The organism is Streptomyces rhizoryzae (assembly GCF_023155275.1).
Classification (GTDB): Bacteria; Actinomycetota; Actinomycetes; order Streptomycetales; family Streptomycetaceae; genus Streptomyces; species Streptomyces rhizoryzae.
In genome coordinates, this window is record NZ_JALMUV010000001.1 from 86,351 (window position 1) to 101,928 (window position 15,578).

Consider the following 15,578-nt stretch of genomic DNA (forward strand, 5'->3'; position numbering starts at 1 on the left):
GGAATATGGATATTGCGCTGCATCTGCCCAGGTTCGACGTCCCCGGCGGCCCCCAGGCGCTGCCTTCCGTACTGACCGCCACCGCCCGCGCCGCCGACGAGGCGGGCTTCTCGGCGCTGACGCTGATGGACCACTGGTTCCAGATGGAACAACCCGGAACCACCGCCTTCGACCCCATGCTCGAGGGCTACACCACCCTCGGCTTCCTCGCCGCCCAGACCCAGCACCTGTCCCTGGGCCTGCTGGTCACCGGCGTCACCTACCGCCACCCCGGCCTCCTGGCCAAGACCGTCACCACCCTGGACGTACTCTCCGGCGGCCGCGCCATGCTGGGCATCGGAGCCGCCTGGTACGAACGCGAGCACCACGGCCTCGGCGTCCCCTTCCCACCCGTACCCGAACGCTTCGAGCGCCTGGAAGAAACCCTGCAGATCTGCCGGCAGATGTGGAGCGACGACACCGGCCCGTACACCGGGCACCACTACCGGCTCGCTGAAACGATCTGCTCACCGGCCCCGGTCCAGCAGCCGGGACCGCCCATCGTGATCGGCGGCATGGGCGAGAAGAAAACGCTGCGCCTGGTCGCCCGCTACGCAGACGCCTGCAACCTCTTCGCCTTCGACCCGGGCGAAGTCGCCCACAAGCTCGACGTCCTTACCCGCCACTGCGACACCGAGGGCCGGGACCCCGCCGAGATCAAGAAGACCATCATCGGGCACTTCGACCCCCTCGCCGACATCGACGCCTTCCTGGCTGCCATGCGGGAGTACGCCGAACTCGGCGTCCAACAGGTCTGGGTCAACCCCTCCGGCCCCGACCCCGCCGACTGGACAGCCCGCGTCGGAGAGCAGGTCCTGCCCGCGCTCCGCGATCTGTGAACCGCCTCCCGGCCGAAGGAGTCGGCCGGGCACCTGCCCCGCACCAAGGCGCATGACACGTTCGTTAACGGCACCCGTACCTGGAGGGCCGCTCCATCGCCGCCCTCGCCGGCGACCACGACGCCAGCTGCGGCGCCATCTGCACCGCCGTCACCCAGGGCCGGTACCGGGAGCTCGGCGTGATCGGCCACGGCGAGGGCGGCGCCGACCTCGCCGAGCGCGTCGTCAGCGACATCCGCGCCTGGGACGCGAGCCCGGCCCTTGGGAGCCCACAGCAGGGTGTCGTCGCCGTGGCACGGCTCGCCCTCAGGCAAGACGAGGTCGCCTGCCCGCTGCCGGAATCGGTCGAGAGCCTCGCTCAGGCGGCTGTAGTTGCGCCAGACGAGGGGAGTTACCGCTCCACTGCTTCGAGTGGCCGCCGCGGCCACACCGGGCGCAAGCGCGGCCGCCAGGTCGTCACCGCCGGTCAGCGGCACCGGGATGATCTCGGGCTCCCACGGCGGTTCCAGCTTCTGGTCGCAGGCGCTGACGATCTGAACGATCGTCGACTCGGGAACCCGATGATCCGGTCGTCCAGTTTGCGCTCGGTCACGCCAACCAGGATCAGGCCGCCGTAGCTGTTGGCCATCGCCGCGACGGAATCGGGGATCTTCTGCGCGAAGCTCTCCTTGTACTCCGAGGTCAGGCTTTCGGCCTGCCCGACGGCTACGAGCTCACGCACGCGCTCCAGCGACACATCGGCTGGCCGGCACAGCCGGGGCGCTCCCGGCTTCGGGTCGGCGAGCAGCAGGTCCCAGCAGCGGGCGACCGCGCGCGGGCCTCGGCGCCGGGCCGGGGCCGCGGCAGCAGCGGGTCGGGCTCGCTCGCCTCGGTGAAGACGACAGCCAACTCGACGGCCGAGGTGAGCAGTTCGGTCTCCGACAGGCCGCCGCACCATCGCGGCCACCGGCACGCGGTCGGGATCTCCGGCATGACGACCCCCCTGAGCGTTCATATTTGCTACGGTCGTTTCAAGAACGATAGATTGGCGAGTGAGCGATATGAAGATGTTCGGCAAGCGCCCGCGGCTCTGGGGATCGCTGCTGGCCGTGGCCGTGCTGATGGCCGGCGCGGGCGGCTGGGTCGCGTACCAGAACGAGTACGACATCACGGAGGAGCGGGTCACCGTCACCGGCGGCAAGCAGCCGCTCCAGGGCGTACTGGCCCGCCCCACCGGCGGCCACGGACCGTACGGACTCGTGGTCTTCGTCCACGGCGACGGACCCACCGACGCCACCCACGACACCTTCTACCGCCCGCTCTGGGAGGCCATGGCGAAGGCCGGGTACGCGACGCTCTCCTGGGACAAGCCCGGCGTCAACAACGCCCCCGGCAACTGGCTGGACCAGAGCATCCAGGACCGCGCCGACGAAACCCTCGCCGCGATCCGCTGGGCCAGGACCCAGCCCGGCATCGACCCGAACCGGATCGGGCTCTGGGGCGCCAGCCAGGCCGGCTGGGTGATGCCCAAGGCCGCCCGGCAGTCCCCGGACGTCAAGTTCGTGATCGCCGTCGGCCCCGCCGTCAACTGGCTCCAGCAGGGCCGCTACAACCTGCTCGCCGAGCTCAGGGAGCGGCACGCCTCGCCCGAGGAGACCGCCACAGCCGTCGCCCGCAGCGACCGCAACCTGGCCGCGTTGCGGGCCAGTGCGACCTTCGAGCAGTACCGGGCCGCCGGCGGCGACACCCAGGGGCTGACGCCCAAGCGCTGGGCGTTCAACAAGCGCAACTACCTCTCCGACGCCACCGAGGACCTCGCCGCCCTCCAGGTGCCGGTGCAGCTCGTCCTCGGCGGCCGGGACGTCAACGTCGACAGCGACGACACCGAGGCCGGCTACCGCCGCCTCATCACCACTCCGGGCCTGCTCCACGTCCTGCGCTTCGAGGACTCGACCCACAACATCGTGCCCAAGGACATCGAGGACTCCGAACTGCGCAGCACCTTCCTGGCCATCGCCGCACCGCGCTCGCTGTTCACCCCCGGCTACCTCGACGGCATGCGGAACTTCCTGACCTCGCTGGACCACCGAAAGGTCTGACCCACGATGAAACTGCTCGCCCTCGGCGGAGCCGGCGCGATGGGCCGGGTCGCCGCCCGGGTCGCGGCCGCACTGCCCGGCGTCCACGAACTGGTGATCGCCGACCGCGACCTCGACGCCGCCCGCCGCGCCGCCGCCCTGGCCGCCGGCTCACCGGTGCCCGTACGCGCGACCCGGGTCGACGTCACCGACGAGCGGGAGCTGCACGCGGCCCTCGCGGAGGCCGACGCCGTGGTCAACACCGTCGGCCCGTACTACCGCTACGGCCTCGACGTGCTGCGCGCCGCGATCCGCACCGGCACCCACTACCTGGACATCTGCGACGACTGGGAACCCACCGTCGAGATGCTGGAGCTGCACGACGATGCCCGCGCGGCCGGGGTGCGCGCGGTGCTCGGCATGGGCGCCAGCCCCGGCGTCAGCAACCTGCTCGCCGCCCGGGCCACCGCCCGCCTCGACACCCTGACCGACGTCCACACCGCCTGGCCGGTCGACGTCGACCCGGAGGCCGACACCTCGCTGCGCGACCCGAGCGGCGCGGTGTCGGCCGCCGCCGTGCACTGGATGCAGCAGATCAGCGGGACGGTCGCGGCGGTGGAGGGCGGTCGGCTCGTCCGGCGGCCCCCGCTGCGCCCGGTCACCCTCGACCTGCCCGGCGGCCACCGCGGCACCGCCTACACCGTCGGCCACCCGGAGCCGGTCACCCTGCACCGCAGCCTGCGGCCCGCCGGCGACGCGGCCAACCTCATGGTGATGTCCGTCGGCACCGCCGCCTACCTGCACGTGCTGCGCGACGAGCTCAACGCCGGACGGCTGACCAACGAGAGCGCCGCCGCCGGCCTCGACCACCCCACCGTGCGCCGCGCCCTGCGCGCCGCCGCCCGCGCCCCTCGTCTCCGGGGCCCGGGCACCCTTCCGCCGTTCTTCGCCGCCGCCACCGGCACGCGCGACGGCCGCCCGGCCGCAGCCCTCGCCCGTCTGAACGGGGCGGAGGCGCTGCTGGCGGACATGGCGGAGGCGACGGGGGTTCCGGCGGGGTTGGGGCTGGCGCAGCTGTTGGACGGGACGATGGTGCCGGCGGGGGTGCATGCGCCGGAGGCAGTGATCGACGGGGAGCGGTTCTTCCGCGACCTCGCGCGCGAGTGCCCCGGGGTGGAGGTGGTGGAGGAACTCTGAGGGGCGTCGGCGGGCAGGCGGCTCGTGCTCCACGGGCGCAGCTTCTCCGGGTTGCGGACCGCCCGGATGTAGGTGCCCCGGCCGTCCGCCAGGCCGGACGCCGCCACCGTCGCGTTGACGCCGGCGTGCCGGGCGACCAGGCCGGGGCGGCCGTTGACGGTCCGTTCGAGGAGCGTGAGCCCGGGGCCCCGTCGGCGAGGTGGATCAGGTACTGGGCGATCCGCTCGCCGCTGGTGGGCCGCCCCGAGGACTTCGCCCGGGACGTCCTGCGGACCGTGGCCGCGGACGGCCCGCTGCGGGTGCGCATCACGCTCGGTCCGGGCAGCGTGGACTTCAGCGCGGCCGCCGTCCGGGCCGCGGAGGTCGAACTCGCCGCCATCGGGGCCCTGGTGGAGGAGCCGCCGCAGGCGCCGGCCTGAGCGGCCGGACACCCCGGGGCCTGGACGCTCAGGCGGACGGGTCGAACGCGCGGAACAGCGACAGGTCCGGCGCCTGCTCGCGGATCGCGGTCCAGCGCTCCCGGAAGGCCCGTCGCAGCCGTGACGGCGGCCAGGGGGAGGGGCGCAGCTCCGGGGGAAGCAGCGGGTCGTGCTCCAGGGCGTGGCCGAACGCGTCGGCCAGGCGCAGTGCGCCGACGACCGGCCCGGTGGAGCCGTGCCCGGCGGGGGGCGGGTCCTCGTCGAGGGCCTCGGCGAGCGGGCGGTAGGCCTCGACGGTGGCGGCCGCAGGCCAGAGGCGTTCCGCGGCGGCGGCCGGGCCGCCGAATCCGGGGCCGGTCAGCCGGGTGGCCTCCGCGGTGATCAGGTAGGTGTCCACGAGGGCCCGCGAGGTCTCGCCGACGAGATCCTCCCGGAGGTCGTGCGGGCTGACGTAGGTGCCGGGCGCGAGCGCGGCCGCGCCGAGCCGGGTCAGTGCGGCGCGCAGCGCGTCGCGGTCCGCCCGGTGCTGCTCGGGGACGGAGAAGGTGTGGAGGCGCCAGAGCCCGTCCCAGGGGGCGAGTCCGGCGTCCTGCGCGTGGGCGAGGGCGATGAACCGGGCGTCGGCGTCGGCGCGGAGCCGGCCCGCGTCGGTGAGGTGGAGGGTGCCCTTGCGGCCGCGTCCCTCCTGGCGTACCACGCCCGCCGCCTCCAGCCGGCGGACGGCCAGTCGGATCGGCTGGTCGGCCAGGCCGGCTGCTGCGGCGAGGTCGTAGACATACCCGAGCGAGGCGGTGCCCTCGGGGTCGAAGCAGGCTTCGACGACCGTGCGCGGCGCGGGCTTGTAGTCGGGCACGAAGGACCTTCTCGATTCGTCACGGCATGTCCCCGGGCGGGGTGGTGCGGCCACTGTGCCACACGCGGGCGGGAGCGGGGCCCCGGCCGCCGGGCGGGCGGCTCAGGCGCTCTCCCAGGGGTAGCCGTGGCGCCGGAAGGCGGCGGCGACGGCTGCCTTCCCGCCCTCGACGTCGTCGTCGAACAGGACGCGGCCGACCGGCGACTCGATCCGGACCTTCTCGCCGTGGCGGTAGACGCCGCCGACCTGCTCCCGGGCGATGACGCGGGTCTCGTCGCCGGTGGTGACGGTGATGCGCTCGTCCGAGATCCGCAGGACGGCGCTGTGGTGGGTGAGGAGGAGCCCGATCACGAGTCCGGCGGCGGCGAGCAGCACCGGCCGGCCGACGACCACAGCGGGGGAGTCGAAGGAGCCGAGGAAGCGCACGGTGTCGGCGTACGGGATCGGGTGCCGGGCGGCGAAGTCCAGCAGCCAGGGGACGGCGAGCCCGAGGCCGGCGCCGGCCGCCGTGCAGAGGCCCCAGACGACCGCCTTGGTGCCGGGGGTCATCCGCAGCACGGTCTCGGCGGACGCCTGGGGGCCGAAATCGTTCGTCATATCTACGACCGTATCAGATGCAATAGTTTCAGCAGGTGGTCGAGGACGCCCGGGCGCGGGCGGGGCGGGAACCACGTCCGGGCCCTCGACCACGGCGTCCGCGTCGGCCGGCGCGCATCACGGTCAGGCCCCGGCGCTCCGCCAACATGGTGGGCGGTGCTGTTCGCCGGGCGATGGCGAGGCGGATCAAGGGCAGTGACGAGCAGACCTCCTGAAGGTGGACGAGCGAGGTGGCCCATGAAGCTGTTGGGCACAGCGATGTGCGCCGTCTGCCGCTTGCAGGCAGGAGACGGGCGTGGGAGACCGGACGTGTGGGCCCTGGCAGGGCGTCAGCCGCGCCGGACGACGGTGAGCCGACCCTGCGAACTCTCCGGCAGAGTGCGCCGTGGTACCGGGACCGAGGAGGCCCGCGAGGAGGCGAAGGCGGCGACGAGGTCGTGCGGAACGCTCGCGCTGAAGCTGGCACACCACAGGGAGGGGGCGCCAGGGCGGGTTCAGCCCACGCCTGCCAGCCCAGAAGGTCATCGCGCGGGTCGGCGTCGTGGATAGGCGGCGGCAGCGTCTCCAGGGAGACGTGCCCGGAGAAGCCGGGGTCCGTGGCAGTCGTGCGCGGGCGGTCCATGTCGCGGAGCCAGCCCCGCGCGCTGAGCGCCGTGAGGACCGACTCGTGATCCGCAAAACCCGTGTCGGGCGCCTCCCGGGCATCGAGTGCGAGAAGGAGGTCGGCGAGCGCCTCGGGCGGGACGCCGGCGGTGAAGTAGGCGTTCCACTCCGTCAGGGCGGCGTCGGCATGGGGACGGACGGACAGTTGCGAGGCAACCGGGAGTCCGCCGAGTTCGAACGGGTAGCTGGCGAGGATCCACCCGGCGCCGCGCAGCTCGTCCGGGCTCACGTACAGCAGGGTGTCGAGGGAGGTCGGCCACATGCGCCAGCCAAGGCCGCGCAGGGTGTCGCCGATCCGCTCGGCGAGGGCGTCGTCGTCACCGGCCAGGTGTCGTGGGGTGACCCAGTACACCGGGTCCGGCAAGTCGGGGCGGGAGGGGTCGAGGGGGTGGTGCGAGTTGTTCCGTGACGCCGGTGGCCGGTGGCCGCCCGAGCGTGCGGGAGAGGGGCGGGGCGAGGCCCGGTCGGCCGCTTCGACGCCAGGGGCCGGATCCCCTGGTGAGCGGTGGGCGCGATCGCCCCGGCCAGGTGCCCGGACCGGGGCGATCCCGGGTGCCCGGGTGGGAGAGGGCGGCCCCTCTCACCCGGCGGCGGCCACCGCACCACCTGGTGTCGGCGACGGCACGGCATCCGGCTTCGCCACGACCGGAGCGGTGCGGTCCGCGGCGGAACCGGAACCGTGTTGCACCGTCCAGCCGGTGGAGCCGGTCAGGTGGGTGCGGAGGGCGGGGTCGCGGACCGCGACGGTGCCGTCCGTGACGACGGCCGTCAGCCGGTGGGCGCCACGCCCCAGTGCCAACCCCCGCATCGGCACCCGGTCGCGATCACGGAAGCGGCGCAGTTCGGCCCCGTCGAGGTACCAGCGGACGGTCACCGGGCCATGGGCGGCGTCCTGCGCCCGGGGCAGGGCGAGCCGGGCCGTGGTGTGCCATGCCTGGGCGCGGTCGGCCGGGGCGGCGGGGGTGGCGTGCCGGTAGAAGCCGGCGATCATGGCCTCCGCACCGGGCAGGTTGAAGGGCTTGCCCAGGGTCCGCATCAGGGAGTCGGCGGTGGGCCGGTACAGGCGCTTGACGTAGTAGTTGCCGCCCTCGTACGCCCCGACCGTCCCGCCGTCCGGTGAGGCCGCGCCCAGCCAGCGGTACCACTTGGTGCGTGCGGACGCCATGGCGTCGGCGGTCAGCACCGACGAGTTGGCCTCGGGCTTCTCGGGCCCGGTGTACTGCTCGTACTCGGGGACGCCGGGGTAGGAGTACTCGTCGGCGAGCTTGCCCAGGGAGTGACCGGTCTCGTGGACGGCGACCTGACTGGACGCCTGGTTGTGGGCGGCCGCGGTGGCGATGCCGTCGTAACCGAGCTTCGGGCTGGCCTCGTTGTAGCCGGCGCCGCCGTACTTGCTGCTGTTGGCGAGCACCAGCACCAGATCGGCCTGCGGTGCCTTGGCGACGTAGGCGTCCACCTTCTGCTGGTCGACGCAGAGCAGTCGTTCGGTGCCGTCGCACCAGAAGTGCACGCCGAGGGCGGTGTTGCGGGTGACGTCCTTGCCGGGGTCGCCGCTGACCCCGCTCTCGGCGGAGACGGCGTCGACGGTCCAGACGTTGAAGAGCTTCTGGTACGTGCGGTAGGGCTCCACGCCGAGGAAGTCGTTCCACTTCTCCTTGGCGTCGGTGTGGAACTGGTCCAGCTGGTCGGCGGTGTAGCCGTCACCGATGACGACGATGTCGAGCCGGTCCTTGGTGTCGCCGTTGTCGATCACCTTGGTGACCTGGCCGTCGGCCGCGCCGGTGAACGCCTTCGGAGCGGCTGCCTGGGTATGGGGGAAGCTGCGGGGGACGTCCCGGTAGCCGGATCCCGCCATGCCGCCCGCGGGGCCGGGGACTTCCACCCGGACCCGGGGGCCGGGCGCGGCCTCGGCGGGGGCGGCAAGGCCGGCGAGCGCGAGCACACAGACCCCTATGACGGCACCCGCCCGTCTGGTGCGGCGCCTGGATATGTGCATGAAGTACTCCTTGCTGTAGGCGAATTGACGGTACGACGCAGATCTCGACGAGACAATGCAGGCCGTGCGCAATCCTGATGCGAGCCGGGTGGGCGAGTCGGATCACATCCGGGTGCGCGCCGACCGGGACGCCAGGCAACGATGGCACGGCCCGGCGATCACCGTCGCGGACAAGAAGGACGTCTCCGGCGACATCGCCAAGACGATCACCCTGATGCTGAACATGCTCTACGGCCTGCTGGCCATGACGGTGATCGTCGCGGTGCTCGGCGTCATCAACACCCTGGCGATGTCGGTCTTCGAACGGGCGCAGGAGAGCGGCATGCTGCGCGCCATCGGCCCGGACCGCCGCGGCATCAAGCAGATGGTCCGCCTGGAGTCGCTGGTGATCTCCCTCTTCGGCGGAGTACTCGGCATCGGCCTCGGCGTCTTCCTCGCCTGGGCGACCGGGGAGCTGATCAAGGCCACCGGTCAACTGTCGACCTACGAAACGGTGCTGCCCTGGGGCCGGATGGGTCTCTTCCTCGCCCTCGCCGCAATGGTCGGCGTACTGGCCGCGCTGTGGCCGGCCCGGCGGGCAGCGAAGCTCAACATGGTCCAGGCCATCAAGTCCGAGTAGCCCGGCCGCCACGGAACCGCCCTGAACGCCCCGGTGCCACGCCCTGCGCGCGGCACGGGGCCGTTGGCGAGTCGTGCCGGTTGGCCCCGTCGGAGACGATCCCGAGCGGGACACCGCACGCCTCGGACGCGGCCGAGCGTTTCAGCCCCTGCTTACCTCGGTCTACCGGCGACCGCCCCGCCCTCTCGCCACCGGATGGGGCCTTGGCGATACAGCCGTCCACCGAGATCTCGCCCGGCCCGAGGCCGATCATCCGGTCGTACGCCTCGAGTGCGAGGGCGTGAACCTTCTCGGATATCCCCAGCGTGGCCCGTGCTTTGACGCGCCGTCTGATCGCGCGGTCGGAGCCCCTGAGGATCGGGCGGGCGGCTCGGCGATCGCCCCAGTCACGATCACCCCGCTGTCCGAAGCGCTGGTGTCCAGGGTACTGCCGCCGGCCTCCGCCGTCCGCCCGGCCACCCGGCCCTTCTCGGCGGCTTCCCGCAGGGCGTCCCTCGTGGCGGCGGTCAGCCCGTCCGAGGTCGCGCCGTTGTCGACGCCCGCCAGCGCCGTGGAACCGTCGGGTGCTGATCGTGTGCGTCTCGAACGGGTTGCTCGTCCTGACCGCCTGCGCGGCTCCGGCCGCCGTCTGTACGGCCTCGCCGGTCGCCTTCTCGTATGCCGAGGCCGTCGCCTTCCACCCATCCGGAGCGACGAACCCCAGCTGCGCGCTCGCCCCATCCGGGGTGAGTGTTCTTGCGGGCACCTCCTCACTCGGCGGTCACCGTCGCCTGCCACGCGCCCGGGCGCATGCCTGTCGCCTTGCGAAAGAACACCGAGAAGTTGGATGCGTCGGGGAAGCCGAGTACGTCGGCGCAGCGGGCGGCGGTGAGGCGGTCGTGTGCGAGGAGCCGTTTCGCCTCCAGGACGATCCGTTCGACGATGTACGCCTTCGCGGTGCGGCCGGTGGCCCGCTGCACCGCTCGTGACAGGGTGCGGGGCGCGTATCCCAGCGCACGGGCGTAGTAGCCGGCGTCGTGGTGTTGCCGGAAGTGCGCTTCGACGCTGGAGCGGAACAACCGAAACACCAGAGGGGTGAGCCGTGCTTCGGCGTGCGGTGGGTGCAGCCGGGTGACGAGCGCGGAGAGCAGGATTCCGGGCAGTTCCGTCGAGCAGTCACTGGGTGGGGCGGATGCTTCGAGGAGGAGATGGCTGCGCGCCGCGTCGACGAAGGGCCAGTCGGCGTCGGGGATGCTCCAGTGCGCGGCCGGGTCGGGGGAAGCGACGAGTTCCCGGGTGGCGTGGGTGACCGGCGCAGTCGGCACGAACAGCACGAGATGCCCCGTCACTTCGGCGATGTCGTCCCACCGGTGCACCGCGCCGGGTGGGATCCACACCGCGGACCGATCCTGGAGCGGGTGGTAGAGGAAATCGACGCTGACTGAGCCGGGTCCGGCGTCGACGACGGCGAGGACGTGGAAGTCGGCGCGCTGTGTGTCACCGTCGTTCAGCTCGCGAAGGCGGCCGAACGTCATCATCTCGACCGAGACGGCGCGGCGTCCCACGGGCTGGTAGGTCATCTGCCGGATCACGCTCATGAGTCCAGTTTTCACCATCGGGTGACCTGTCACGCCGATGCCCCACCCCTGGTGCAAAAGCTTCAATGAATGCACAGGGCAATCGCCCAGAGCATCGATCGGAAGAGCCATCATGGACACGACGCGGCAGACGCTACTGCCCACTTACGACCATCAGCCGGGGACCGGACCGACTCTGGTGTTCCTGCACTATTGGGGCGGTTCCGCCCGCACCTGGGACCTCGTCGTCGACCGCCTGGCTGGCCGTGGCGTGCTCACGGTCGACTTCCGGGGGTGGAGCCGGTCGAGCGCTCTGCCCGGTCCCTACACGCTCGGTCAGCTCGCCGACGACACGCTCGCCGTGCTCGCGGATGCGGGGGTCACCGACTACGTCCTGGTGGGGCATTCGATGGGCGGCAAGGTCGCACAGCTGGTCGCGTCCACCCGGCCCGCCGGCCTGCGCGGCATCGTTCTCGTCGGCTCCGGCCCGGCGAAGCCCCCCGCACACGTCACTCCCGAGTACCAGGAAGCCCTGTCGCACGCCTACGACTCCGCCGAGTCCGTGGCCGGGGCACGGGATCACGTCCTCACCGCGACCGAGCTGCCCGCGTCGGTCAAGGCGCAGATCGTGACCGACTCGCGGACCGTCACCGGCGCCGCCCGCACCGAGTGGCCGCTGCACGGCATCGCGCAGGACATCACCGAGTACACGCGCATGGTCAGCGTGCCCGCTCTCGTCGTCGCCGGAGAACACGACCAGGTGGAGCCCGTCGGCGTGCTCCGTGACAACCTGGTGCCCTACCTCTCCCGCCCCGACTTCGTGGTGGTCCCCCACACCGGTCACCTGATCCCGCTGGAAGCCCCGGCCGACCTCGTCGACGCCATCACCGCATTCGCGCCGCCGGCGTGACCGTCCCCGCGCCGATCCCGACCCCGCCCAGCGTCCTGGCCGGCCGGCTCGGCCACGTCGACCGTCTCGCCTGCGCCGCACTGCTGGGCGGCTCACTGCCCACCATCGCCCTCACCCGTCGCATCGCGGCCCGCGTCGCGGACCGGGTGCACTCCGTTGCCCACGTCGTCCTGCTGGTGACCGTGCTGCTCGTCATGCCGGCGACAGGAGCCTGGAGACTCCTGTCGCCGGCACACCCCCACCGCCCTCGCGTTTTCCGCATGCGAGACGCCGTCCTGGAACAATTCGACTGTCCGAACACGACACGCCCCCGCCAACTGGGGCCGCGGCACATGAGGATGGGAGGGGCCGACACGTGTAGGAGAAGGTCGATGAGCCACCTCGGCAACCCCCAGTAGTGTCGACGGATGAGAGTGATGGACGGCAGGTGGCACGGGTGGGGCACCGATGCCGGGTTGCTCGTACTGACATTTCTGCCCGCGCTTCTGTCGCAGCCGTACGTGGATGCCTCTGGGCCGGCTTGGGTGTCGCTCACTCTGTACGAGGCGGTCGGCGTGGTGGTCCTGCTGCTGCGGCGGCGGATGCCGGCCACCGCCGTCGTCGTGGGTTTCGGGGCTCTTCTGGTGGCGCTGGTGGGGGGAGCGAGCGAGGGGGCCAAGCTGTCACCCCTGGTCTTCCTGCCGCTGGCGGTGCTGCTCTACAACCTGGGTCATCACGGTGCGAGCTGGAGGCGGACGCTGTCGGCGGTGCTGGGCGTCGCCGTGCTGGGCGAGGCGGGTCTGTGGCTCAACCGGATGACGACCGATTCCAGTGACTTCCGGGGCGGTCTGGACGTCCTCGCTGCGCTGGCCCCGATGCCGCTGGCCTGGGTGATGGGGTTCGCCGCACGGACGCGGCAGGCGCTGCTGGCCGCGGCGGAGCAGCGGGCCGCCGACGCACGCCGGGCGCAGGCTCTGGAGGCGGCGCAGGCCACGCAGCGGGAGCGGACGCGGATCGCCGGTGAGATGCACGATGTGGTCGCGCACTCGCTGACCCTGCTTGTCGTTCACGCGGAGACTTTGCGGGCCCGCGGTGGCGAGTTGCCCGACTGGGCCCGTGCCCAGGTCGACGGGCTGGCGGCGGCGGGCCGGCAGAGCAGCGGTGAGCTGCGGGATCTGCTGCGGATGCTGCGCGATCCCGCGGACGCGGTCCCGCTCCGGCCGACGCCGGACCTTGCCGAGCTGGACGCGTTGCTGGACGGCCACCGTGCCATGGGAGGAAGGGTCGAGCTGATGATGGATCTCGCACCGGAGGCCGTGCCAGGAGCGGTGCGGCTGGCGGGTTATCGTGTCGTGCAGGAGGCACTGGTCAACGCGCGTCGGCACGCGCCCGGGGCGCCGGTCCGGGTGACTGTCGAGTCAGCCGCGGGGCGGTTGCGGTGCGAGGTGGTGAACGGTCCCGCCGCGCGGCGTGGCGCGGCCGACGCGGGCATCGGACTTGGTCTGGTGAGCATGGACAAACGCGTGGGTGCGCTGGGCGGCGACCTCACGGCAGGCCCGACCGGCGACGGCGGCTTCCGCGTGGTGGCCACGATGCCGTTGGAGTGTGCGGGTGACTGAGCAGATCAGGGTGCTCGTCGTGGACGACGAGCCGGTCATCCGGGCCGGGCTGAGCGCCATCCTGGACAGCCAGGCGGACATCACCGTGATGGGCACCGCGGACGACGGTGAGAGTGCTGTCGAGGCGTGCGCACGGCTGCGGCCGGATGTGCTGCTGATGGACATCCGTATGCCGCGCCGCAACGGTCTGTGGGCACTGGCCGAGCTTCAGCGCCGTGGACTGACCGGGCCGGAGGGCAGCCGGGTGCTCATGCTGACGACGTTCGACCTGGACGAATACGTCGACGACGCGCTCGCCGCCGGGGCGTCCGGCTTTCTCCTCAAGAACAGTTCGTACGAGGAGCTGACCGGGGCCGTACGCGCCGCGGCGGCCGGGCACAGAACACTGAGCCCCGCGGTGACCCACCGGATCATCGAGGGCCATCTCCGTGGCCGGCACCGCCCCAGTGACCATGAGCTGGCGCGGCTGAGGACCCTTACCGAGCGGGAGGCCGACGTGCTGCGTCTGATCCGCGACGGCCTGAGCAACGCCGAGATCGCCGACCGGCTCGTGGTGAGCCTGCACACGGTGAAGACACACGTCAGCCGTGTGCTCACGAAGACCGGCTGCCAGAGCAGGGCGCAGGCTGCGGTGCTGGCCAGGAACACCTTGTCCTGACCCCGCCCCGGTAGGCGGGACGGCGAGGCGCCGTCTGCCACGGGGTCATTCCTTGGAGTGACGCCGTGTCGGAGGGAAGCCCTCCACCGAGCGATGTGCCAGGGGCGCGCCGCTGGCTGAATGGTCGCTGTGCGCGGAGCCTTCAGACGCCTTCAACGGGGTGAATGCCGGATCCCTCCACGCACGGAGCAACTGCCACGCGCCGAAGGGAATTGCCATGTCCGCACGCACTCCGTCTCGCCGTCACCGGGTTCTTCGAGGGGCGCTGACTGTGGCGTTGGCCACGTGCCTGGGCGCGGTGCTCGTCGGTTGCTCGGACGACGGGCAAGACGGAGCCGAACCCGCGGCCGGGCGGGGTACGGCTCGCACGGCTGCCGCCGGACGTTTGAGCGTCCTCGCGCAGCAGGCGGCCGACACCGGTTCCCTGGGGGTCATCGTCCGGATCGACCGCGGCGACGGGAAGCCTGTCGAGATCGCCCGCCAGGCCGCCTGGACGAAGGACGACCACCGCCTCGCCGTTGGCGACCGGTTCCGGGTCGGGTCCAACACCAAGACGCTCACCGCAACGCTCGTCCTGCAACAGGTCGCCCAGAAAAGGATCGGCCTCGACGACACGGTCGAGAAGTGGCTGCCCGGACTGGTCAAGGGCGGCGCGCGCATCACCGTACGGATGCTGCTCAACCACACCAGCGGCCTGGAAGACTTCCTGCTGACGCCCGAGTTCCTGCCCTCGCTCACCGGTCAGGAGCAGCGCACATGGAGGCCGGAGGAACTTCTCGCCACCACTCCCGAACAGGACCCGCCGACCGAGCCCGGCGAAAAATACTCTTACAGCAACGCCAATTACGAGGCCCTCGGGCTGATCTTGGAGAAGGCCACCGGGAGCAGCCTGGCAGCGCTGATCGAGCAGAAGATCACCAAGCCGCTCGGCATGAAGGACTCGTTCCTGGCCAAGGACGCCGCCTGGCACGCCGGGAAACCTCACGCGACCGGCTACGAACCGGACGCGAAGCGCCTGAAGGCCCTCCTTTCCGGGACCGTGGACCTGCCCGAGGGCGTCGGATTCGCCGGGCTCGAACGCCCCGGCAACAACGTCGACACCACCGCCATCGACCCCAGCTGGGCGTGGGCGGCAGGCGGTATGGTCTCCACCGCGCAGGACTGGCAGCGCTTCCTCACCGCGCTCACGTCCGGCCGGTTGCTGCCCGAGGCCCAGATGAAGCAGATGCGCACCACCGTGGACGCCCCCGAGGAAGGCGGAGGTTACGGGCTGGGCCTGATGAAGGTGGACACACCCTGCGGCACGGTCTGGGGTCACACCGGTGGCCTGCCCGGCTACTCCAGCGAGACATACACCGACGCCACCGGCATCCGTAGCGTCGCGGTCTTCACCATCACGAACTTCGGCATCAAGGAAAAGAAGGCCGCGACCGCAAACAAGGCCCTCGTCGACGCGGCCACCTGTCAGATGCTGGGCAACCCGCAGCCCTAGAACACGAAGACCGCGTGACGGGCACCGCACCCGGCCCGGGAACGAGCGGTGCAGCACTGCGGCAAGCGCCAACGCGGTCGTACGT

Annotated in this window: 13 protein-coding genes and 3 pseudogenes; 9 read left to right on the forward strand and 7 right to left on the reverse strand. The window is 71.9% G+C overall.

The genetic code is table 11. The features are described from left to right. The first annotated feature begins 5 nt into the window (after positions 1 to 5). On the forward strand, positions 6 to 878 hold the full coding sequence (locus MUU72_RS00430; protein ID WP_248011030.1) for an LLM class F420-dependent oxidoreductase: 873 nt from the start codon (positions 6 to 8) through the stop codon (positions 876 to 878). 466 nt (positions 879 to 1,344) lie between these two features. Here the strand turns inward: MUU72_RS00430 and MUU72_RS35805 are convergent, their stop codons facing one another. Continuing rightward, complete coding sequence (locus MUU72_RS35805; protein ID WP_372502915.1) at positions 1,345 to 2,025, reverse strand: AlbA family DNA-binding domain-containing protein; 681 nt, start codon at positions 2,023 to 2,025, stop codon at positions 1,345 to 1,347. Between MUU72_RS35805 and MUU72_RS00440 the strand changes: the two genes are divergently transcribed. From MUU72_RS00440 to MUU72_RS35810, 3 genes are all read left to right on the forward strand, one after another. Then, complete coding sequence (locus MUU72_RS00440; protein WP_248011282.1) at positions 1,919 to 2,956, forward strand: alpha/beta hydrolase family protein; 1,038 nt, start codon at positions 1,919 to 1,921, stop codon at positions 2,954 to 2,956. The genes MUU72_RS35805 and MUU72_RS00440 overlap by 107 nt on opposite strands. A 6-nt stretch (positions 2,957 to 2,962) precedes the next feature. Next, positions 2,963 to 4,132: a saccharopine dehydrogenase family protein gene (locus tag MUU72_RS00445; protein ID WP_248011032.1), complete on the forward strand. Its 1,170-nt coding sequence runs from the start codon at positions 2,963 to 2,965 to the stop codon at positions 4,130 to 4,132. A gap of 125 nt (positions 4,133 to 4,257) precedes the next feature. Continuing rightward, entirely contained in the window at positions 4,258 to 4,551 is a 294-nt protein-coding gene (locus tag MUU72_RS35810; RefSeq protein WP_372502916.1) for a hypothetical protein, read from the forward strand. A 28-nt stretch (positions 4,552 to 4,579) separates the two neighbouring features. On the opposite strand, the gene MUU72_RS00455 is transcribed toward MUU72_RS35810, so the two are convergent. The 4 genes and pseudogenes from MUU72_RS00455 to MUU72_RS00470 form a co-directional block, all read right to left on the reverse strand. After that, a complete protein-coding gene (locus tag MUU72_RS00455; RefSeq protein WP_248011033.1) occupies positions 4,580 to 5,404 on the reverse strand; it encodes a transcriptional regulator in 825 nt (274 codons plus the stop codon). 102 nt (positions 5,405 to 5,506) lie between these two features. Then, positions 5,507 to 6,001: a YqeB family protein gene (locus MUU72_RS00460; protein WP_248011034.1), complete on the reverse strand. Its 495-nt coding sequence runs from the start codon at positions 5,999 to 6,001 to the stop codon at positions 5,507 to 5,509. A 329-nt stretch (positions 6,002 to 6,330) separates the two neighbouring features. After that, positions 6,331 to 7,016: pseudogene (locus MUU72_RS00465) on the reverse strand (DUF317 domain-containing protein). A 228-nt stretch (positions 7,017 to 7,244) separates the two neighbouring features. Then, positions 7,245 to 8,660: a M64 family metallopeptidase gene (locus MUU72_RS00470; RefSeq protein ID WP_248011035.1), complete on the reverse strand. Its 1,416-nt coding sequence runs from the start codon at positions 8,658 to 8,660 to the stop codon at positions 7,245 to 7,247. A gap of 148 nt (positions 8,661 to 8,808) precedes the next feature. On the opposite strand from MUU72_RS00470, the pseudogene MUU72_RS00475 reads away from it, so the two are divergent. After that, a pseudogene (locus MUU72_RS00475) lies at positions 8,809 to 9,279 on the forward strand (ABC transporter permease); the annotation flags it as partial. Between the two features lie 64 nt (positions 9,280 to 9,343). Here the strand turns inward: MUU72_RS00475 and MUU72_RS00480 are convergent. After that, positions 9,344 to 9,625, reverse strand: a pseudogene (locus tag MUU72_RS00480) (IS5/IS1182 family transposase); the annotation flags it as partial. 403 nt (positions 9,626 to 10,028) lie between these two features. Next, positions 10,029 to 10,856, reverse strand: coding sequence for a helix-turn-helix domain-containing protein (locus tag MUU72_RS00485; RefSeq protein WP_248011036.1), 828 nt, complete (start codon positions 10,854 to 10,856; stop codon positions 10,029 to 10,031). 112 nt (positions 10,857 to 10,968) lie between these two features. Between MUU72_RS00485 and MUU72_RS00490 the strand changes: the two genes are divergently transcribed. The 4 genes from MUU72_RS00490 to MUU72_RS00505 all read left to right on the forward strand — a co-directional run bounded on the left by MUU72_RS00490 (position 10,969) and on the right by MUU72_RS00505 (position 15,493). Next, a complete protein-coding gene (locus MUU72_RS00490; RefSeq protein ID WP_248011037.1) occupies positions 10,969 to 11,745 on the forward strand; it encodes an alpha/beta fold hydrolase in 777 nt (258 codons plus the stop codon). Positions 11,746 to 12,161: 416 nt separating this feature from the next. Then, the gene (locus MUU72_RS00495) at positions 12,162 to 13,343 is read left to right on the forward strand and encodes a sensor histidine kinase (RefSeq protein WP_308403765.1); all 1,182 of its coding nucleotides are present in this window, start codon (positions 12,162 to 12,164) and stop codon (positions 13,341 to 13,343) included. Beyond that, complete coding sequence (locus tag MUU72_RS00500; RefSeq protein WP_248011039.1) at positions 13,330 to 14,001, forward strand: response regulator; 672 nt, start codon at positions 13,330 to 13,332, stop codon at positions 13,999 to 14,001. The genes MUU72_RS00495 and MUU72_RS00500 overlap by 14 nt, the downstream gene beginning before the upstream one ends. A 271-nt stretch (positions 14,002 to 14,272) precedes the next feature. After that, the gene (locus MUU72_RS00505; protein ID WP_248011040.1) at positions 14,273 to 15,493 is read left to right on the forward strand and encodes a serine hydrolase domain-containing protein; all 1,221 of its coding nucleotides are present in this window, start codon (positions 14,273 to 14,275) and stop codon (positions 15,491 to 15,493) included. The last annotated feature ends 85 nt before the right edge of the window (positions 15,494 to 15,578 follow it).

What these genes read in the sequence shown, in the direction of transcription:
- MUU72_RS00430 (WP_248011030.1), top strand. Translation starts at nt 6, where the DNA reads ATGGATATTGCGCTGCATCTGCCCAGGTTCGACGTCCCCGGCGGCCCC.
- MUU72_RS00440 (WP_248011282.1), top strand. Translation starts at nt 1,919, where the DNA reads ATGAAGATGTTCGGCAAGCGCCCGCGGCTCTGGGGATCGCTGCTGGCC.
- MUU72_RS35805 (WP_372502915.1), bottom strand. Translation starts at nt 2,025, where the DNA reads ATGTCGTACTCGTTCTGGTACGCGACCCAGCCGCCCGCGCCGGCCATC.
- MUU72_RS00445 (WP_248011032.1), top strand. Translation starts at nt 2,963, where the DNA reads ATGAAACTGCTCGCCCTCGGCGGAGCCGGCGCGATGGGCCGGGTCGCC.
- MUU72_RS00460 (WP_248011034.1), bottom strand. Translation starts at nt 6,001, where the DNA reads ATGACGAACGATTTCGGCCCCCAGGCGTCCGCCGAGACCGTGCTGCGG.
- MUU72_RS00470 (WP_248011035.1), bottom strand. Translation starts at nt 8,660, where the DNA reads ATGCACATATCCAGGCGCCGCACCAGACGGGCGGGTGCCGTCATAGGG.
- MUU72_RS00485 (WP_248011036.1), bottom strand. Translation starts at nt 10,856, where the DNA reads ATGAGCGTGATCCGGCAGATGACCTACCAGCCCGTGGGACGCCGCGCC.
- MUU72_RS00490 (WP_248011037.1), top strand. Translation starts at nt 10,969, where the DNA reads ATGGACACGACGCGGCAGACGCTACTGCCCACTTACGACCATCAGCCG.
- MUU72_RS00495 (WP_308403765.1), top strand. Translation starts at nt 12,162, where the DNA reads ATGGACGGCAGGTGGCACGGGTGGGGCACCGATGCCGGGTTGCTCGTA.